The following is a 20,156-nucleotide window of genomic DNA, read 5'->3' on the forward strand; positions in this document are numbered from 1 at the left end:
GCTCCACTGTCATATCACTTGTACCAGAACACTACTTGTACCAGAACGCTACTTATACCAAAGCACCAGGCCGGGGAAGGCCAGGAACGCAATGAGCAAAGCGATCAGCGTGAAGTAGTAGGGCATCAGGCTCTTGACCAGTTCTTCGAGCTTGACCTTGCCAACCCCACAGCCGACATAGAGCACGGTGCCCACGGGGGGCGTGATCAGGCCGATGCCGAGGATGAACGACATCATGACGCCGAAGTAGACCGGGTCGATGCCGAGCTTGACGACGACGGGTGTCATCAGCGGCGCCAGAATGACCATCGCCGGCGTGAGATCCATGAAGAAGCCTACGACCAGCAGGAACAGCGCCAGGATGCCCAGGATGACGTACTTGTTCTGGGACAGTTCCGAGAGCATGACGACGATCTGCTGCGGGATCAGATTGGCGGTCAGAAGCCACGCCAGGACGCTGGCAAACGCCAACAATAGCAAGACAACACCGGTCAAGCGGCCAGTGGTCACACACAAGGAGAAGAAGCTCTTCAAGGTGAGACTGCGATACACGAACATCGATACCGCCAGGGCGTACAGCAGGGCGACTGCGGCGCTTTCGGTCGGCGTGAAGACACCGCTCAAGATCCCGCCGACGATGATGACTGGCAGCAGCAACGCAAGCACCGAGTCCTTGAGGGCGGCGACCAGTTCCTGAAAGTCGAACGGCTGTGCGGCGCCGGTCTTCTTGGACTGGAAGTACGTCGCCAGGGCGAGACCCAGGGTGATCAGAACACCCGGTACGATGCCGGCCATGAACAGTTCTGAAATCGAGGTGCCGGTCACGACGCCGAAGAGAATCATCGGAATCGATGGCGGAATGATGATGCCTACCACTGAGGCGGCGACGACGATGGCAGTGGCGCGTGGCCCTGAATAGCCGTGCTCCTTCATCGGGTTGATCATCATGCTGCCCACCGCGGAGGCGTCCGCTACGGCGGAGCCGCTGATGCCGCCGAAGAACATCGAGGTCAGTACGGTTACCTGACCCAGGCCGCCGGCGACGAAGCCCACCAGGGCGCTTGCCAGGCGTACCAGGCGCTTGGCGATGCCGCCCGAGCTCATGACCTCGCCGATAAGAATGAACAAGGGAATGGCGAGTAGTGGGAAGGAATCAAGCCCGTTGACGGCCTGCGAGACCAACGTGGTCAGACCGTAGTCGGCGATGAAGAAGATGAACAGGCAGATCGCAGCCAAACCAAACGAGATCGGCATGCCGATCACGATGCAGGCGAACAGCCCCAAGAGAATGCTCCAAAGGATCATGCCGCACCTCGCTTGAAGACTTTGTAGAGAAACAGGGTGTTCCCGATGAGGGTCAGGACGGCCATGACCACCATCGCGCTATAGAGCACGGTCTTGGAAATGCCCAGGAAGGGGGTCGTCCCCACATAGCCTGAAATGATGCCGTCGAAACCGATGAAAATGCTGATGCAGACCGCGTAGATGATCGTCGCCGAGACCAAGGCGAATATCTTCTGCAGTGCGGGCGACGCCTTGTCCTTGAACAGGGTCACGGCGACGTGTTCGTTGGTCAGGCTGGCGATACCCGCGCCGAGCAGAACCATCCAAATGAAGAACAGGCGTGAGATTTCCGCTGCCCAAGCAAACGAGTAGCTGAATAGAAAGCGACCGAAGACGTTCATCGAGACAGTGATGACCACGCCAATGACGAGGAGCCCGATGATGATGTCCAGCCCACTTATCAGCTTGTTCAAGTAGGCGTTACCCGAACGTGACTTCATGAAGCCTCCAGGGAGGGGGTGCTTGTCGTGTTGAGGCCTAAAGCAGGGAAGGGCGTGGCCGACCTTCCCTGCTGAGTTGTGGTACCGAGGCGTGGGGTGCTTATTCTTGCGTTTGTGCCTGCTGTACCTGTGCGCGGATATCGTCGATCAGCTCACCGCCGATCTTGTCGCGCCAATCTGCATAGACCGGCTCCAGCTTGTCCTGGAAGACCTTGACCTGCTCGGGGCTCAGCTCGGTGATCTGCATGCCTGACTCTTTCAGGTCCTGCTTGATCTGATCGTTAAGGGTACGGCTCACGTGGCGCTGGTAGTCGCCCATCTTGGTGGCCGCGTCGCGCAGGAGGTGCTGATAATCTTCCGGCAGACGGTCCCAGAAGCGCTTGGAGACCAGCGTGATGAACGGCGTATAGACGTGGTTGGTTTCGGTGGCGTAGTCCTGCACCTCGTTGAACTTGGATGATTCGATGGTGATCCAGGGGTTTTCCTGACCATCGACGACCCCTTGCTCAAGCGCCGTGAAAAGCTCGGCGAAGGACATCGGCGTGGGGTTGGCGCCCAGGGTCCGCCAGATATCCAGGTGGAGCTCGTTCTCCATGGTGCGGATCTTCAGGCCTTCGAGGTCCGCCGGCTTTTCGACGGGATGCTGGCTGTTGGTCAACTGGCGATAACCGTTCTCGCCCCAGCCGATGGCAACCAAGCCTTGAGATGAGGCATCTTCGAGCATCTGCTGGCCGATCTCGCCGTCAAGCACGGCATCCGCCATTTCCGGTTTGGGGAACAGGAACGGCAGGTCGAAAACGGCGAACTGCGGGAACATGTTCACCAGCGGTGAGGTCGAGGGCATGGTCATTTCCAGCGTGCCTGCCTGCAGTGCACTGGTCGCCTGGCGGTCATCGCCCAACTGAGCACCGGGGAAGAGATCCACCTGGATATTTCCGCCGCTGCGTTGCTCGACGATCTTCTCGAAGTACTGAAGACCGCGATATTGCGCGCCGGATTCCGTGGTGCCGATGCTGAACTTGATCTTGAAGTTGCCGTCAGCTTCAACCTTGGCACCCGTGACATCGGGCAGCGGGGGCATTTCGGTCGCCGCAGAGGCACTCAGAGCGGTCAAGCCGAGAAAGGCGCCGCCGACGACCGAAACAAAGCGCGTCGTTGTGGTTGTTGTCATCTTTTTCTCCTGAAACTGATGGTTAGTGCTGGCATGTGTGTCACGAATGACACCGGTATCATCGCGCTTTTCACCAGAAAGTACTGCCTTCTGACGGGTCGCGTGATGTCCTCGACAGAGGGCGTGTCTGCTCTTGATTATCTGAATGTTGAACATACACCTAGATGCCCTCTTTGAGACTTCTTCGTTAGTCGTAGATAGCCAATTAATTTTCGTTGGCAGATTCTTGCCAGGCTTCTCCCTCGGGGTAGCGATGACGCTCGAGCGAGGCCTCATGCATGGTGATGCTGTAACCGGGGGCTTCGGGGACCTGATAACGGCCTCCCTGGATGCGCACCGGATCGACGAAATGTTCATGAAGGTGGTCGACGTATTCGAGGATGCGGCCGTCCAGCGAGCCGGAGACGGCGATATAGTCGAACAGCGAAATGTGCTGGGTGTACTCGCACAGCCCCACGCCACCGCCGTGCGGGCAGACCGGCACGTCAAACTTGGCGGCCATCAGCAGCACCAGGATCACTTCGTTGAGTCCGCCCAGCCGCGCGGCATCGATCTGGCAATAGTCGATGGCGTCGGCCTGCAATAGCTGCTTGAACATAACGCGGTTATGGCAGTGCTCGCCGGTAGCGACGCCCATGGGGTCGAGCCGGCGACGGATTTCGGCATGGCCGAGAATGTCGTCGGGACTGGTCGGCTCCTCGATCCACAGTGGGTCGAATTCCGCCAGGTCGCGCATGTTGGCGATGGCTTCGTCCACGTCCCACATCTGGTTGGCGTCCATCATCAGTTCGCGGTCCCAGCCGATTTCCTCGCGCAGTATGCGGGCGCGCTGACGATCCTCCTCGAGGTTGCCGCCGACCTTCTGCTTGAAATGCGTCCAGCCTTCGGCCAACGCTTCGCGTGCCAGGCGCCGCATCTTGTCCTCGGAGTAACCCAGCCAGCCGGCGGAAGTGGTATAGCCGGGATAGCCTTCGGCGCGCATGTGCGCCTCACGCTCGCTTTTGCCGGCTTCCTTGCGCTTGAGCAAGGCGATGGCTTCCTGCGGCGTCAGCGCATCGGTGACGAAACGAAAGTCCAGGCACTGGACCAGCTGCTCGGGGGACATATCCGCCAGCAGCTTCCAGACCGGCTTGCCTTCGCGCTTGGCCCACAGATCCCATACGGCGTTGACGATCGCCGCCCCGGCCATGTGCATGACGCCTTTTTCCGGCCCCAGCCAGCGCAGTTGGCTATCGCCGCTGGTGAGATCGCGCCAGAAGGTGCCCATGTCAGCGGTGATCGCCTCGAGGTCGCGCCCCACAATGCGCGAGGCCAGCGCCTCGACGCCCTTGACGCAGACGTCGTTGCCGCGTCCGATGGTGAAGCTCAGGCCATGGCCTTGATGGGCATCGTCGGCGTCGGTGGTCAGGGTCACGTAAGTGGCCGAATAATCCGGCGCCGCGTTCATGGCGTCCGACCCGTCGAGCTGACGTGAAGTGGGAAAGCGGATGTCCCGAGCTTGAAGATGGGTGATTGTCGTCATTGGCTACCGTCCTGAACCTGAGGTAACGCGGCCTACACCGCGCATTGGTGTGTCAGGCTTAGGCTAAGGCCGACCGTCAATAACAGGCCAATCGCAATTTTATTGTGCTGATTTCTTCTGGTTATCGCGTGATACGAGTGCTCGCGACGAGGCTTTCGGTAGGTTAGACTACTAATTGAACATTGTGTGCAATATTCAATATTGTGACGTTGGTCTAATCGACGTTTCCTGAACGGCGCCTGACAGTAAGTCCTACGTTTTGCCTGAAAAATGCCTGCGCTCGCCAATTTTTCAGACAGGGCTTAGAACCAATGTCCCGAAATCGATGCGTCCCACCGTGGCGGCGAGGCGTGTCCTTGTTATCGAGGTCCATCATGCAGCTCATCAATACGACACCGCCGGTCATCAGGCTCAATGCGGCCGATAACGTGGGCGTCGCCGCGCGTGCCGTTCCGGAAGGTTTGCCGCTCGGCGTCGACGAATGTGTGGCGCGTCACAATATCGATGCCGGGCACAAGGTGGCACTGACATCGCTCGCCGAGGGCGAAAACGTCATCAAGTACGGCCAGATCATCGGTCGGGCGAGCCGCGATATTGCCGTCGGCGAACACGTACATACTCACAACGTTGCCATGCTCGAGCGCGATACGGCGCTGGAGGGCTTCGAGCCTTTTCCGCGCACGCCCGTGAACGAGTCGGAACGCACCTTCATGGGTTATCACCGCCCCAATGGGCAGGTTGGCACGCGTAATTACATTGGCATTCTGTCAACCGTGAACTGCTCGGCGACCGTGGCCAAGGTCGCCGCCGAACGGCTCAATGCAGAGGGGGAGATCGCGTCTTTGGGCTTCGATGGTGTCGTCGCGATCACCCATGGCTCGGGCTGCGCGATGAATACCGAGTCCGAGGGATTTGCCTTTCTCGAGCGCGTCATAGCGGGCTATGCGCGGCATCCCAACTTTGCACATGTAGTGATCATCGGGCTGGGCTGTGAGACCAACCAGGTCAAGCAACTGGTCGAGAAGTCGGGGCTGGAAGATGGTGCGCGTCTGGCTTACTTCAATATTCAGCAGGTCGGCGGTACGCGTGCGAGCATTCAGATGGCCTGCGACAAGGTGCTGGACATGGCGCGCAGGCATGGACGCGATGAGCGCCGCCCCGCGCCGCTTCACCACTTGAGTGTGGCGCTGCAATGTGGCGGTTCGGATGGGTACTCCGGCATCACCGCTAACCCGGCGCTGGGGCATGCCGCCGATCTGATCGTGCGTCACGGGGGGAGTGCGATTTTGAGCGAAACGCCGGAGATCTACGGCGCCGAGCATCTGCTGTTGGATCGTGCGGTAAACGTGGACGTCGCGCGTAAGCTGCTGGCACGCATTGCCTGGTGGAAGCATTACACCGAGATCAACGGTGCGGAACTCAACAACAACCCCTCGCCGGGCAACAAGGCCGGAGGCCTGTCGACGATTCTGGAAAAATCCCTGGGCGCGGTGGCCAAGGGTGGGGCATCGAGCCTCAACGATGTGCTCGAATACGCCGAGCCGCTCAAGGTGAGGGGCTTCAATTTCATGGACAGTCCCGGTTATGACCCGGTCTCGGTCACCGGACAGATCGCCTCGGGAGCGACCGTGGTGTGCTTCACCACTGGGCGTGGCTCGGTGTCCGGCTTCAAGCCGGCCCCATGTCTCAAGCTGGCCACCAATACCCACATGTATGAGACCATGAGTGAGGACATGGACCTCAACTGCGGGGCCATCATCGATGGCGAGGTGTCGGTGGAGGAAATGGGCGAGGCGATCTTCGAGCGGATCATCGCCATCGCCTCCGGCGACGCCAGTGCCAGCGAATCGTTGGGCTATGGCAGCAATGAATTCGTGCCCTGGATGGTCGGCGCGATCACCTGAACCCCGACACTTGCCTGATAGCGTCATCAAGGAAGACAGGATAACTGCATGGCCAGAGCGCTGAAGGATCAACTTTATCGGGTCGTCCGCCAGGCCATCGAGGACGGGCGCCTCGAGTCGGGGTTGGTGCTGCTGGAAGGACATCTCGCCGAGCATTTCGCGATGAGCCGTTCCCCGGTGCGCCAGACCCTGGCGCGTCTCCATGAGGAAGGCTTGATCAGTCGCTTCGAGGGGCGCGGCTACCAGGTGGGCGCGCAGCCCGGCGAGGTGGTGCGCCGCTCGCTTGGCAAGAGCGATTTCCGTGCCTCGCATATCGAGCGCACGGATACGTGGCGCACGCATGCTGAGGGTGTAGAGCGTGACGTGGTGCTGTGTTCGATGAAAGGCCGTTTCGAGCTCAATGAACTGCAACTGGCGCGTTCGCTGTCGGTGAGCCGGACCCTGACGCACCGCATCCTGCTATATCTGCAGAGCATCGGTGTGGTCGAGAAGGTCAAGTACAGCAGTTGGACGGTGGTGCCGCTGGACGATACGCGTCTGCATGATCTTTACCAGGCGCGGCGTCAATTGGAGCCGTTCATGATGACCCGTGCCGCCGAGAGGTTGAGCGACGCGGACATACAGCGTTATCTCATGCGTCTGGACGATGCCGCGCGCGATTATCCCCGGGTGCCCAGCGCGTTGCTCGATGCCCTCGAGAATGACCTGCATCACGAGGCCCTGATGCGTGGTAACAACGCCGAGATCATGAGCATGCTGCAGCGCACACGGCCGATTCTATTGATCAGCAAGCATCTGCTGGGCTCGTCGATCGAGCTGCCCAGTGTGGCGCCGTTCTTCGACGAGCACCGGCATGTGTTCGAAAAAGCGCGTGACCGTCACGGCGAAGCGGCGGGGCGTGCCCTCGAAGAACATCTGGCACGCTCCGAAGCCCAAGTGCAGGCGCGTCTGGCTGATTTTCGTGATGCCGGTACGATTGACGTGCCGGATTACCTGCGCGAGGTCGCGTCTTCCTGAGTGCGCGACAAAACAAACGCCGGGAGCAGGTTCTCGCAAGGGCGCTATAAACCCGTCCCTGGGCGCTACTTTTGACATCCTGTCCCGGCGTGAAGACTCGGTGCCGATCAGCTCGGGCGTTCGCCGTTGCGTCGGCGCAGCTCGCGGATCAGGGCGCTGTGGTCCAGCTCGCCGTCGCCGTGCGCGACCAGATCACCGAACAAACCATCCACCAGGCGCGATACCGGAAGCTCAAGCGATAGTTCATCCGCGAGCGCTTGAGCGGTTTGCGTATCCTTCCACTGCCATTTGGCGGGCCCGCCGGGGCGGAAGTCTTCCTCGAGCATGCGTTTGCCGTGGACGTTAAGGATCGTCGAGTCGGCGAAGCCGCCCAGCAAGGCCTCGCGCACCTTGCCGGGGTCGGCGCCGCCGCGTTCGGCGAGCAGCAACGCCTCGGCGACGGTAGCGATGGTGTTGGCGACGATCGTCTGATTGGCCAGCTTGGCGAGTTGGCCGCTACCGGCGGGACCGACATGAACGGCGCGCCCGAGCGGGGCGAATACAGCCTCGACGAGATCAAACGTGGGGGCTTCGCCGCCGACCATGATCGCCAGCGTGCCATCGATGGCGCCGCGTTCGCCACCGGACACCGGTGCATCCAGATAGCCGACGCCCGCTGCCTCGGCGGCCTGGGCCTGGCCCCTGGCGGTCTCGACCGGGATCGAGCTCATCACCACCAGAATCGCACTCGGCGCCATGTGGGCGATGACACCGTCGTCGCCTAGCAAGATGTCGTCGCATACCGGCCCCGAGCTGAGCATGACCATGATGAGGTCGGCGTCGGTGGCGGTGTCGTTCGCCGAATGGGCGATTTCGATACCGTACTCGCGCAGTGTCTCTGTCTTGTCGGGGGTGCGGTTCCAGGCGCGGACTCGATAGCCCGCCTCGATGAGACGACGCGCCATCGGCGCGCCCATGAGGCCGGTGCCGATGACGCCGATAGTATGGATGTCATGCATGTGCTTGCCTTGTTTCATGTCATAACCCTAGTGCGCGACTCAATGACCCGCTTGCCAGCGTCGAGTCGGCGATGGCCTGACGTAATGAAGCGACGACGTCCTCCGGCAAGGGGATGCCCTCGCGTAGATATCGCTGACGCTTGGCGAGCCCCGATTGGCCAGGGAGGCGCACCGCAATATCGGGATCGGCGCGCTCGGCGTCGAGGCAGCGCCGGGTGAGGAAGTCGGTTTCCTCGACGAAGGCATCAATGCCGCCGAAACGCGCCGGATCGATGACCATCACTGTGGCCGAGGCGCCCCATTGGGTCGGGGCATTCTTGCGACCGAAACCGCCGAGCGCCGAGGTCAATGCTTCGATCATCAGCCCCAGGGCGAACCCTTTATGGCCGTAGGCTTGGCCGCCGAGTGGCAGGATGCTGCCGGGGGGGGTGGTGAAGAAATCTTCGGGGTCGTCGCTGACCGTTCCCCGATTGGTGAGGATGGCCGGATGCGCGAGCTTGCCGCCCTCGGCGCGTGTCTTGTTGACGGTGCCGTTGGTGATGCTCGACATGCTGACGTCGATCAGCATGGGGTTGTCGCGACCCGGGATACCGATGGCCAGCGGATTCGGCGTGTATACGGGCGTTACGCCGCCATAGGGTGCGACCGAGGCCACGGCAGGGTCCGAGCTGAGCACGATGGGTACCAGGTCACGTTCGACGAGGGGGCGCAGATAGGCCGCTAGGCAGGCAATGTGATGGGATCGCTTGAGCGTGACGATGCCGATGCCGAATCCTTCCGCTGCGTGCCGCGCATGTTCCAGCGCACGTCTGACGAGGTACGGCCCCAACACATAATGCCCGTCGATCACGGCGGCCACGGGGCTGCTTTCCGTCATCTCGAGCGCAACGGGATCGCCGCTCGCCTTGCCGGCCTTGAGGTCCTTGAGATAGCCATGCGCGAGCTTGATGCCATGTGTGTGGTGGCCGAGAAGGTCGCCTTCGACCAGTACGTCGGCGGTGGTGGCGGCAACCTCTGCCGTGGCACCGGCCTCTTGAAATAGCGCCGTCAAGAGATCGGTCAACGGGGTGGCAGCATAGGTCGTCATGGCGTCCTCGCGGAGTGGTCTTGGGAGGTGCCGCGATAACGGCGGTAGAGGCGAATGAACAGCGGCAGGAGCCAGATCAGGATGACCATGATGCCCAGGCCGGCGCTAATCGGGCGCGAGAAGAAGCTGAGCAGGTCGCCGTTGCTCTTGAGCATTGAGCTCATGAAGTTGTTCTCCAGCGTGCTGCCCAGCACCAGCCCCAGGATAGCGGGCGCCATGGGGAAGCCGTTGCGGGCCAGGATGAACGCTGCCGAGCCAGTGATCAGCATGATCCAGACGTCGGTAATCGTGTTGTTGATGGCAAAAGCACCGACGATGCAGAAGCATAGGATGATCGGCATGAGTATCTTGCGCGGCGTCAGGATGAAGACCTTGGCCGAGCGAATGGCTACATAGCCGATGGGCAACATGATCAAGTTGGCGATGAAAAACACGATGAACAGGGCATAAATGAGGCCGCCGCCATCCATGAAGATGGTAGGCCCGGGGTTCATCCCTTTCATGTACAGCACGCCGATGACAATCGCGGTAATCGAGTCGCCGGGAATACCGAAGACCAGTGCCGGTACCCAGGCACCGCTGATACCGGAATTGTTGGCCGAGCTGGCATCGACGATGCCTTCGATATGGCCGGTGCCGTAGGCGTCCCGGTCTTTCGAGCGGCTTTTGCCCATGGCATAGGAGATCCAGGCGGCGATATCCGCGCCTGCGCCGGGCAGGGCACCGATCAGCGTGCCGATCGAGCTTCCCCGCAAAAGATTGCGCCAATAACGTCCGAGATGCTGAGGAACGTGGCTGAAAACCTTGTCCTTGTGCATGGCGGGGACGTTACGTCCTTCATTGCGAGAACCATAAAAGCTCATTAGCTCATTGAGCGCGAACATCCCGATCATCACGGGGATGAAGTTGACGCCTGCCATCAGATCCGGGATGCCGAAAGTGAAGCGTGGGGCGCCGCTCATCATGTCGAGACCGACGGTGGAAAGCAGCAAACCCACCAGCAAGGACAAAAAGGCCTTGGTCTTCGACCCGATGGAGATAAAGATCGAGCAACTCAGACCCAGCAATGCCAGCCAAAAATATTCGAAAGAGCTGAATTGAAGGGCGACCTCGGCCAGCGACGGCGAGACGAACACCAGTATCAGGGTGCCGAACAAACCGCCGAACATCGAGCACACCAGGTTGGTGCCTAGCGTTTCGCGCGCGCGCCCTTGGCGTGCCAACTGGTGCGACTCGCCGACATAGGCGGCCGAGGCGGGTGTGCCGGGAATATTGAGATAGGTGCCGGGAATGTCGCCGGCGAATATCGCCATTGCTGAGGTGGTCACGATGGCGGCGATGGCCGGTGTCGGGTCCATGTAAAAGGTGATGGGGACCAGCAGCGCGACGGCCATGGTGGCGGTTAGTCCAGGGACGGCCCCCACGAATACGCCGAAAATAGCGGCGGCGCCGATAACGAGTAGTGTCTGGAAATTGAAGACCAACGCCAGGCCTTGCAGAAATGCATCCATGGCTTACTTACCCCCAGACGCTCAGCAGTCCCTCAGGGAGGGGGATGAGCAGGTAGCGAGAGAACACCAGGTCGATAACCAGTGCCGCGACGATGGATACCCCGAGTGCGAGGATGGGAGAGGTGCGCCGTGCCAGCATCAACACGAACATGATCAATGCCAAGCACAGCTTGGTCCCCAGCGCCTCGCTTGTCAGGATGTAAAAGACGATAGCCAAGGCGGGAAGCAGTGAGAGTAGCGTGTTACGCATGAGCTCTCGGTCTGTACGCCAGGTGATGCCGTGTGCGATCCCCTTGAGAGCCCCGACATGGCTGATTGCGAGAACCAGGCCGCCGATCATGAACCCTCCCCCGATGAGGGAGGGAAACAGTGATGGCCCGTATTGCAAACTCGGCATGGTGGGGAACCCTTGGGCCACGACATAGACGATGGCGCCTGCCACTATGAACGCGAGGCCGAGCAGGAAGTCTCTCATCGTGGCTCCCGGGTTATTTGGCTAGGCCGACTTGTTCGACGATTTCGCCGAAACGTTTGTCCATATCAGCCATCAATTGGGCAAAGTCCTCGGAATTGCGCCATTCGGTGCCGAAACCTTGCTTGGCCATGAAGCCCTGATAGGTATCGCTGTTGTAAGCGGCCTTCAGTGCGTCTTCGAGCGTCGCGACGACGTCGGGGTCCATGCCTTTGGGGCCGGCGATACCGCGCCATTCACCGATCTGATAGTCACTGCCAATGGCTTCCTGGACGGTCGGCACATTTGGGAAACTATCGATACGTTCTGGCGCCATGATGGCCAAGCTGTCGGCACGCCCTGCCTCGATCATCGAACGCCCTTCGGGCACCGAACTAGGCACGATATCGATACCGCCGGCTGCGAGCTCGGTCATCGCGGGCGCTGCGCCTTGACTGGGGATCCAGGTGACGCGGTCAGGCTCCATGCCTTGATCCATCAGAAAGCCGGCGAAAGCCAGGTGCCAGACGCCGCCTTGGCCGGTACCGGAGGCGTTATAGGTCCCTTTGGGTTGCTCGCGTACCGTCTTCACCAAGTCTTCGAGGTCATCGAAGGGGCCATCGGCGGCGACTTGAACGCCCGCGTAGTCGTAGTTGATCTGGGCAATCGGTGTGTAATCCCGGTAGGTCAGGTCGGTGAGGCCCTGCCAATGCATCATGTTGATCTCGCCCGTTACCAAGCCGAGCGTGTAACCGTCGGGATTGGCACGGGCGATAGCGCTGTGGCCCACCACGCCGCTGCCACCGGTGCGGTTGACGACGTTGACCGTCGCGCCGAGTTCTTCTTCCATGGCCTTGGCGATGGTGCGTGCGGTGGCATCGGTACCGCCGCCGGCGGCCCACGGCACGATGATGGTGATGGGTTTCTCCGGGTAGGCGGCGAGAGCCGGGGCGGCGATAGCGCTGAGCAGGATGGCGGTGCCGGCGAGTAGTGTTTTGTTGTGTAGTTTGAGCATGATCGATCCTTGTTATTGGCGTGTCATGTAGTGTTGTCGTGCATGGAATGCGTCTTTCAAGTTAGTCCTTAATGAACATTGTACGCAATATTCATTTGTCTAGACTTTGGTCTAGCACGCTACTTGAACCTCCTCTTTTTTCAATTGGTTAATAGTTTTCAAAGCGATCCTCATAGCGCTTCCAAGAGCATGCCCTGAAAATCGTCGTGCGTCGGGACACGCGGATTAGTCGCAGTTGAATGGTCTTCCAGTGCCCATTGGGCGACCGGTGCCAGGCGTTCGCGTGTGACGCCCAGGTCGCTCAGGCGCATGGGGAGGCCCAGGTCGATGTTGAGCTGAGTAAAGGCCTCGACGACATCCGTTCCGGGGGCCAGGCCCATCGCATCGCGCAGCCGGGCGAACTTGTCGCCACAATGGTCCTGGTTGAAGCGCAGCACGATGGGCATCAGCAAGGCATTGAGCGTGCCATGATGGAGTTTCAGGTCGTGGAAGCCGCCCAGGGCGTGGGAAAGAGAATGTACCGCGCCGAGACCTTTCTGGAACGCCAAGGCGCCTTGCGTGGCGGCCATCAACATCTCGCGGCGCGCCTCACGGTTACTACCATCGCTGACGGCAGTACGAATATGCCGCGTGGCGCGTTGCAAGCCGTCGAGGGCGATGGCGTCGGCGGGTGGGTTGAAGCGCGGGCTGAGAAACGTCTCGACACAATGCGCGATAGCGTCCATGCCGGTGGCCGCGGTCAAGTGCGGCGGCAACGATAGCGTCAGCAGTGGATCGCAGATCGCCACGTCTGGAATCAAATGCGGCGAAAGAAAGCCGAGCTTGCGTTCGTCGCGCATGCTGATCAGGGCCGCGCGTCCGACCTCGCTGCCGGTGCCCGCCGTGGTGGGAATGGCCACCAATGGCAGCACTTGGCTGCCGATCCGGGCTGCACCACCTTCGATCACAGCATATTGCCGCAACGGCGCCGGGTGGCTGGCCAGCAGGGCGACGCCTTTGGCCAGGTCGATGCTCGATCCGCCGCCCAGCGCGACGATGCCGTCGCAGTCATGCTCGTGGTAATACGCCACGGCCTCCTCGATGGCGATTTCGGTGGGGTTGGCGGGCGTGCCATCGTAGACCGGAACCGGGCGTTCGCCGCCGATGGCTTCCTGAACGCGCGTGACCAGGCCGCTGGCGGTGAGTCCGGCGTCGGTGACGATCAATGGCTGGGTAACGCCGAGCAACGTCAATTCTTCGGCCAGGTCGTCCAAGGCATCGTCGCCAAAACGTATCTTGGTGAGGTAGTTGATGGTCGCACTCATACCGCGCTCCCTATGTGCCTTGGCGGCCAAGGCGGTGATTGTTGTTCACTGTGGTGCAACGCGTGATGTTGTCTTATCGCTCAGGCTATGGCCGCATTGAAATCACAATCCAATCGAAGTTTATGGCATTGTGATTCGTTCTGGTTATCAGGAAGGGCAATCATGACGGCGGGCAAGCTTTCACATGCACATCTGTGTGCCTGGTTGCGTTTCAAGCATCTGATGTTGCTGACCACCTTGGCCGAGAGCCGCAACATGCATGCCACGGCGCGGGTCATGCATCTGAGTCAGCCGGCGGCGAGCAAGATGTTGCGCGATCTGGAGGCGTATTTCGGTTTTGCGATTTTCGAGCGTTTGCCGCGGGCCATGCAGCCCACTGAGCTGGGCGAGCAGGTCATCCGCCATGCGTGGATCCTACTCAACGACATGGAACGCCTGGTGGATGACATCAATGACCTGCGTGAAGGGGGCTATGGCCAGTTGCTGATCGGCGCCATCGCTGCTGCCGCGCCGGAAATCCTGCCAGCGGCGATTGCTCGGCTCAAACGTGACCGGCCACGCCTGTCGGTGAGCCTGCAGGAGCAAACCAGCGATCGCTTGTTGCTCGAACTCGAGCACAAGCGCCTGGACGTGGTCATCGGGCGCTTGACGCATGTCAGTCAGCACAACGTTTTCGACTTCGAGCCGCTACTGGATGAGCCGCTGCGTGTCGTGGTGCGCCGCGATCATCCACTGACGCACCTTGACCATGCCCCGGGACTGGACGAACTGAGCCAATGGCCGTGGATACTGCATCCGCTGTCGAGCCCCATGCGTGGCGTGTTCGAGTCGGCCCTGGCGGAAGAGGGCATCGCCACGCCCGCGAATGTGGTCGAAACCACGTCGATTCAGGCAACCCTGCAATTGCTGCAATCGTCGGACATGCTGGCGGTGTTGCCGCGCTCGGTCATGCGGCGGCCGCTGGCGGGTGGGCAATACGTCGTGCTCGAGCGCGTGATCGGCAAGCCATTGGACTACTACGGCATCATCACGCGCCGTCAGGAGCCGCACTCCGCTGCCGCCGACGAGTTGATCGCGCATCTGCGGCAGTTGGCGAGTGAGGCGCTGTTGCCGAGGGGGTCTTCAGACGCTGCCGGCACTTAAGTCTAATGCCCGGGAACGCGACGATCTGAAATCCTTGAGCGACAATTTGTGTGATGTATGACAGCGCGTGCATGGCACGTTTTAGCATTCAAGGAGACCACGATGTTCGATGAATTGCATGGCAAGCGTGTGCTGGTCACGGGAGCGAGCACGGGAATTGGGGCCGCCGTTGCTCAGCGTTTCGGGGCGCTCGGCGCTCATGTCGTCGTTCACTACAACACCAGCGAAGCCCCGGCTCGCGAGGTGGCCGAGGCGATCGAACGCGACGGTGGCAAGGCGTTCACGCTACAACAAGATGTCAGCACCGCCGAAGGCGCGGTTGCGGTGGTCGACCGTGCCGTCGAGCAACTGGGCGGTCTGGATATTTTGATCAACAATGCCGGCGACATGCTGGGGCGGGTGCCGGCGGGCGATATCGAGGCCGAGCATTATGCTCGGGTCATGGATCTCAACGTCCGCTCGGTGACCCTGGCGACACGCGCGGCCATCGCGCATTTCCGCCGGCAGGGCGAGGGCGGCAAGATCATCAACACCACCTCGGTGGCGGCACGCAACGGCGGCGGCCCCGGGGCGTCGTTGTATGCCTCGGCCAAGGCGTTCGTGAGTTCGTTCACACGTGGTATGGCCAAGGAACTCGCTGCGGACAACATTCGCGTCAACGCCGTAGCGCCAGGGGTCATCGTCACGCCGTTCCACGACCGACACAGCAGCGACGCTCAGCTCGAGGCCATGCGCGCCGGTATTCCCATGGGGCGGCTCGGTACGCCCGAGGAGTGCGTGGGGGCATTCCTGTTCCTGGCCACCGATGCCTTGAGCGGTTATGTCACCGGTCAGATCGTCGAGGTAAACGGTGGGCAACTGATGCCCTAGGCATTGTCTGCAAAGTGCCTGCGCTTGCCCATACGGCGTTAAAAATCGGCTCAAGATGCTCATTTACAGCGCGTAAACTCCGCTCTTTCGCCGATTTTTGCCTTGTCTGTCCTTCGCTCGCCGACTTTGCAGACAGCGCCTGATCCGATGCGTCGATACATTGTTGGCATCGGCCCACGCCGTGCCTGAACCGCGAGGCCATCGCTGGTATCCTTGTCGTCATTCTTCTTCGAAAGACAACGGGATTCCATGGCCTCGCTTTCCTTGTTCCTTTCCATCCTGATTTCTGCGGTGGCGCTGACAGCCGCCTTTACCATGCTGGTCTATCGCTGGGTGGGACGGCGTGGGTCGTCCTCCAACAAGCAACGTGGCAAGTCACATAGCAAGTCACATAGTAAGAGCTCGCCGAAACGTGCCAATGCCGCTTCACGCAAAGGTTCCTCGCAGGCTAGTACCAAGACGCAAAAGCAGCCGGCTTCCCGCCTTCGCTTATCGTTTCCGCGTTTGCCGATATGGCTGCGTGCCAGCCTGCCGTTGGGGATGATGCTGACATTGATCGCGGCCGTGGGGCAGTTGGCGTTGCAGGGCATGCACAATGCGCATCAGGTGACGGCCAACGATCCGCGCTTGCCGTCGCTGGCAAACGTGCTCGACGGTCTTTCGTTGCTCGCCCTGGTGCTCTTGTTCGTGGGTATTCTCGCCTGGCTTGCGCCTCGTCAATGAAGCGTGATGCATGGATCGGCGCGTCTCAAGCGCCATGCTATAGTGCGCGCCATCATAGGAAAGACCGGTAACCCCATGAATATTCTTATTACGGGCATGGCCGGGTTCATCGGTCATGCCGTGGCCAAGCGCCTGGCGGCCGATGGCCACACCATCGTCGGCATCGACAATCTCAACGATTACTACGATGTGGCGCTCAAGCAGGCGCGCCTCGACGATCTGGCTGGATTGCCCAACGTACGTTTCGAGCGCGTGGACCTCGCCGATCAGGCGGCCATGCAGGCGCTTTTCGCCGGCGAGCGCTTCGATCGCGTCATCCATCTCGCCGCGCAGGCCGGAGTGCGCTACTCGCTCGACAACCCGCATGTCTATGCGCAGTCCAATCTCGTCGGTCATCTCAATGTGCTGGAAGGCTGTCGCCACCAGCAGGTGCCGCATCTGGTCTATGCTTCGTCGAGTTCGGTATACGGCCAGAATGCGCATGTGCCGTTCTCGACTGCCGATGCTGTGGATCATCCCATCAGCCTCTACGCCGCGACCAAGAAGTCCAACGAGCTGATGACGCACAGCTACGCGCACTTGTACGAGATTCCCACCACGGGTCTGCGCTTCTTCACCGTCTATGGCCCGTGGGGACGCCCGGACATGGCGATGTTCAAGTTCACCCGGGCGATCCTCGCCGGCGAGCCGTTGCCGATCTACAACCACGGCGAGCTGTCGCGGGATTTCACCTATATCGACGATATCGTCGAGGGCGTGGTGCGTATTCAGGATGTGATCCCCCAGGGCGATCCTGAGAGGCAGGCGACGGCACCGGATCAAAGCACCGCGCCGTTCGCACTCTACAATATCGGCCACGGTAGCCCGGTGGCATTGATGGATTTCGTGCGCGCCCTGGAGCGCGTGACCGGGCGCACTGCGCAATGCGACTATCAGCCTATGCAGCCGGGTGACGTACCGCGTACCTGGGCGGATACCGAGGCACTTTTCGAAGCGGTCGGTTACCGCCCGGCGGTCGGCGTCGAGGAAGGCGTGGCCCGCTTCGTCGACTGGTATCGCGCGTTCTATCAAGTGTGATATCCACTCGGGTTTGACGCCCACGCTTTTTTTATGACATGACACGTAAAGGACGACACACGATGAGAATCAGCATCTTTGGCACGGGGTACGTGGGTCTGGTCACCGGAACCTGCCTGGCGGATGTGGGGCACGATGTCATGTGCATGGACGTCGACGCCGATAAGATCGCGCGCCTCGAGCGCGGCGAGATTCCCATTTACGAGCCTGGGCTCGACGCCATGGTGCGTCGCAATGTCGAGGAAGGACGCCTGCGTTTCACTACCGATGCAGCGTTTGCCGTCGATTTCGCGCCGCTGCAGTTCATCGCCGTGGGCACGCCGCCGGACGAAGACGGTAGCGCCGATCTGCAGTACGTCCTTTCCGTGGCGCGTAGCATCGGCCAGCATATGCGCGACGATAAGGTCGTCGTCGACAAGTCGACCGTGCCGGTGGGCACGGCAGACAAGGTGCGCGGTGCCGTGCAGGGCGAACTCGACGCCCGGGGCGCTTCGCTGACCGTCGATGTCTGCTCCAACCCGGAATTCCTCAAGGAAGGCGCCGCCATCGAGGACTTCACCCATGGTGCGCGGATCATCGTCGGCACCGATGCCGAACGCGTGCGCGAGACGATGCGTGAGTGCTACGGTCCGTACAACCGTCACCATGAAAAGTTGATGTTCATGGATATCCGTAGCGCCGAGCTGACCAAGTACGCCGCCAATGCCATGCTGGCCACCAAGATCAGCTTCATGAACGAAATCGCCAATATGGCCGAGCGCCTGGGCGCCGACATCGAGCAGATTCGTCGCGGCATCGGCAGCGACCCACGTATCGGTTATCACTTCATCTATCCCGGTTGCGGTTATGGCGGTTCGTGCTTCCCCAAGGACGTACAGGCGCTGGCGCGCACCGCCGGTGAGATCGGCTATCACGCCGAACTGCTCGAGGCCGTCGAAGGCGTCAACCAGCGCCAGAAAGCAACCCTCTTTACCAAGCTTGCCCAAGCCTTCGATGGCGATCTTCAAGGCAAGACGATTGCCGTGTGGGGGCTGGCCTTCAAGCCGAATACCGACGATATGCGCGAAGCGCCCAGCCGGGCCTTGATGGAAGCGCTGTGGGCCGCAGGAGCACGCGTGCAAGCCTTCGACCCGGAAGCCATGGGCGAGTGCCGCCGAATTTACGGGCAGCGCGACGACCTCGCCTTGGTCGATAATCGTGAGCAAGCCGTGGAAGGTGCCGACGCCTTGGTGATCTGCACCGAGTGGAAGACCTTTCGCAGCATCGATTTCGTCTGGCTCAAGCAGACGCTGCGCATGCCGGTAGTGATCGATGGGCGTAATCTGTTCGACCCGCAGGCGGTCAAGCGCGCAGGCTTGATGTACTTCGCCGTGGGCCGGGGCGATTCACTTCAGTCGGCGTGAGCCGGGCCAGAGGAGTGTGCGAGTCAGTTGGATATGCAAACGGCGCCACGCGGGGCGCCGTTTTGCGTTGCCGTTCTTGTGTCATTCGAAGCGAGGCGACTCCGCCAAGGCTTCGAATTGCGGCAGCACGGTTTCCTTCAGAAACGGGCGATAATGTGCCTCGGTCACGCGGACCGGGTGGGCATCCATGCGCGCGATGGCGTCGGCCAGCGCCGTTTCGTCCTCGCGCGGGACCAGGAAGTCGGCGAGTTCCCCCGAGAGTATTTCATGCGGGCCGGAGGGGCAGTCGACACTGACCACCGGGGTGTCGAGCAATAACGATTCGATCAGTGCACGTGGTAGGCCTTCCGCGTCCGACGTGAGGATCAAGGCTTTGGCGTGGCGAATGAAGGGATACGGGTTGGTTTGATAGCCGGGCAGGATGATGCGTTCGGTGAGCTCCATGTCCTCGATCATCGCGCGGAGTTTGGCTTCTTCATCGCCCTTGCCTTTTCCCAGCAGCATCAGCGGTGTGGTGACGCCGCTGGCTTTGTAGGCGCGCAGCAGCCGATCATGGCGCTTGCGGGGTTCAAACGTACCCACGTTGATCAAATACTCTCCTTCGGGAATATCCGCCGGCTCCTCGGCCATGCGCAGGAAGGGCGCACGCTCGTAAGGGTTATAGATGGCGCGAATCTCGGCGGGCTTGAGTCCAATGACATCGAGAAGATTGTCCTTGACGCCCTGTGAGACGGCGACGACGTTGCGCCCGCTATAAAAGCTATGCACCTTGGCGAAAGCCTTGGCGCGTTTGTCGGGATCGCTGAATTTTGCCGAGATATCGCTCTTGATCCAGAACCATAGGTTGGGACGATTCAGATGTCGGGTGATCTTGTCGCAGGAGCAGGACAGAACTACATCGGGGTTGAAGGCGTTGAGCGACTTGTCGATGCGTGACGCTTGCCACTTTTCCACGAAGCGATTTGACAGTGCCTTGGTGGCCTGTGTCACGACCTTGATGTTCTCGATGTCCAGTCCATCCGGGACGCGATGCTCGATCTTGTCGCGCAGGATAAATACCTTGACGATATGGCCGCGTTGGCGAAGGCCATCCGCCGTATACAGCAGAGATTTCTGGGCACCGCCGCCGTAGAGATCTTCAATGACGAAGGCAAAGCGTTTGGGCGTTGGCATGAT

18 protein-coding genes are annotated in these 20,156 nt (G+C 60.7%); 7 read left to right on the forward strand and 11 right to left on the reverse strand.

All coding sequences use genetic code 11. The annotated features are described in order from the left end of the window. Positions 1 to 48: 48 nt before the first annotated feature. The 4 genes from RVY79_RS13585 to RVY79_RS13600 all read right to left on the reverse strand — a co-directional run bounded on the left by RVY79_RS13585 (position 49) and on the right by RVY79_RS13600 (position 4,477). Positions 49 to 1,305: a TRAP transporter large permease gene (locus RVY79_RS13585; protein WP_317464834.1), complete on the reverse strand. Its 1,257-nt coding sequence runs from the start codon at positions 1,303 to 1,305 to the stop codon at positions 49 to 51. Further along, entirely contained in the window at positions 1,302 to 1,784 is a 483-nt protein-coding gene (locus RVY79_RS13590; RefSeq protein ID WP_317464835.1) for a TRAP transporter small permease, read from the reverse strand. Before RVY79_RS13590 ends, RVY79_RS13585 begins: the two co-directional genes overlap by 4 nt. Positions 1,785 to 1,884: 100 nt before the next feature. Beyond that, on the reverse strand, positions 1,885 to 2,955 hold the full coding sequence (locus tag RVY79_RS13595; protein WP_317464836.1) for a TRAP transporter substrate-binding protein: 1,071 nt from the start codon (positions 2,953 to 2,955) through the stop codon (positions 1,885 to 1,887). Between the two features lie 205 nt (positions 2,956 to 3,160). Beyond that, a complete protein-coding gene (locus RVY79_RS13600; protein WP_317464837.1) occupies positions 3,161 to 4,477 on the reverse strand; it encodes an L-fuconate dehydratase in 1,317 nt (438 codons plus the stop codon). A 374-nt stretch (positions 4,478 to 4,851) separates the two neighbouring features. On the opposite strand from RVY79_RS13600, the gene RVY79_RS13605 reads away from it, so the two are divergent. Then, positions 4,852 to 6,381 (forward strand): altronate dehydratase family protein, encoded by a 1,530-nt coding sequence (locus RVY79_RS13605; protein WP_317464838.1) that lies wholly within the window; start codon positions 4,852 to 4,854, stop codon positions 6,379 to 6,381. Positions 6,382 to 6,429: 48 nt separating this feature from the next. Then, positions 6,430 to 7,398 (forward strand): GntR family transcriptional regulator, encoded by a 969-nt coding sequence (locus tag RVY79_RS13610; protein ID WP_317464840.1) that lies wholly within the window; start codon positions 6,430 to 6,432, stop codon positions 7,396 to 7,398. Between the two features lie 107 nt (positions 7,399 to 7,505). Here the strand turns inward: RVY79_RS13610 and RVY79_RS13615 are convergent, their stop codons facing one another. The 6 genes from RVY79_RS13615 to RVY79_RS13640 all read right to left on the reverse strand — a co-directional run bounded on the left by RVY79_RS13615 (position 7,506) and on the right by RVY79_RS13640 (position 13,764). Further along, entirely contained in the window at positions 7,506 to 8,414 is a 909-nt protein-coding gene (locus RVY79_RS13615) for an NAD(P)-dependent oxidoreductase (protein ID WP_317464842.1), read from the reverse strand. Between the two features lies 1 nt (position 8,415). After that, entirely contained in the window at positions 8,416 to 9,483 is a 1,068-nt protein-coding gene (locus RVY79_RS13620; protein ID WP_317464843.1) for an Ldh family oxidoreductase, read from the reverse strand. Beyond that, a complete protein-coding gene (locus RVY79_RS13625) occupies positions 9,480 to 10,994 on the reverse strand; it encodes a tripartite tricarboxylate transporter permease (RefSeq protein WP_317464845.1) in 1,515 nt (504 codons plus the stop codon). Before RVY79_RS13625 ends, RVY79_RS13620 begins: the two co-directional genes overlap by 4 nt. Before the next feature lie 7 nt (positions 10,995 to 11,001). Continuing rightward, complete coding sequence (locus RVY79_RS13630; protein ID WP_317464846.1) at positions 11,002 to 11,469, reverse strand: tripartite tricarboxylate transporter TctB family protein; 468 nt, start codon at positions 11,467 to 11,469, stop codon at positions 11,002 to 11,004. A 13-nt stretch (positions 11,470 to 11,482) separates the two neighbouring features. Next, positions 11,483 to 12,460: a tripartite tricarboxylate transporter substrate binding protein gene (locus RVY79_RS13635; protein ID WP_317464847.1), complete on the reverse strand. Its 978-nt coding sequence runs from the start codon at positions 12,458 to 12,460 to the stop codon at positions 11,483 to 11,485. Between the two features lie 170 nt (positions 12,461 to 12,630). Continuing rightward, positions 12,631 to 13,764 carry an iron-containing alcohol dehydrogenase gene (locus tag RVY79_RS13640; RefSeq protein WP_317464848.1) on the reverse strand — a complete coding sequence of 378 codons (1,134 nt, stop codon included), beginning with the start codon at positions 13,762 to 13,764 and terminating at the stop codon, positions 12,631 to 12,633. A gap of 162 nt (positions 13,765 to 13,926) precedes the next feature. Between RVY79_RS13640 and RVY79_RS13645 the strand changes: the two genes are divergently transcribed. From RVY79_RS13645 to RVY79_RS13665, 5 genes are all read left to right on the forward strand, one after another. Then, positions 13,927 to 14,907, forward strand: a complete 981-nt coding sequence (locus RVY79_RS13645; protein ID WP_317464849.1) for a LysR family transcriptional regulator — start codon at positions 13,927 to 13,929, stop codon at positions 14,905 to 14,907. 102 nt (positions 14,908 to 15,009) lie between these two features. After that, on the forward strand, positions 15,010 to 15,777 hold the full coding sequence (locus tag RVY79_RS13650) for an SDR family NAD(P)-dependent oxidoreductase (protein ID WP_317464850.1): 768 nt from the start codon (positions 15,010 to 15,012) through the stop codon (positions 15,775 to 15,777). A gap of 249 nt (positions 15,778 to 16,026) precedes the next feature. Beyond that, the gene (locus RVY79_RS13655; RefSeq protein ID WP_317464852.1) at positions 16,027 to 16,500 is read left to right on the forward strand and encodes a hypothetical protein; all 474 of its coding nucleotides are present in this window, start codon (positions 16,027 to 16,029) and stop codon (positions 16,498 to 16,500) included. Between the two features lie 75 nt (positions 16,501 to 16,575). Next, a complete protein-coding gene (locus RVY79_RS13660; protein ID WP_317464853.1) occupies positions 16,576 to 17,577 on the forward strand; it encodes an NAD-dependent epimerase in 1,002 nt (333 codons plus the stop codon). 62 nt (positions 17,578 to 17,639) lie between these two features. Continuing rightward, positions 17,640 to 18,980, forward strand: a complete 1,341-nt coding sequence (locus RVY79_RS13665; protein WP_317464854.1) for a UDP-glucose/GDP-mannose dehydrogenase family protein — start codon at positions 17,640 to 17,642, stop codon at positions 18,978 to 18,980. An 81-nt stretch (positions 18,981 to 19,061) separates the two neighbouring features. Here the strand turns inward: RVY79_RS13665 and RVY79_RS13670 are convergent, their stop codons facing one another. Then, entirely contained in the window at positions 19,062 to 20,153 is a 1,092-nt protein-coding gene (locus RVY79_RS13670) for a glycosyltransferase (protein WP_317464856.1), read from the reverse strand. Between the last annotated feature and the right edge of the window lie 3 nt (positions 20,154 to 20,156).

The organism is Chromohalobacter sp. HP20-39, from assembly GCF_033052815.1.
GTDB lineage: Bacteria > Pseudomonadota > Gammaproteobacteria > Pseudomonadales > Halomonadaceae > Chromohalobacter.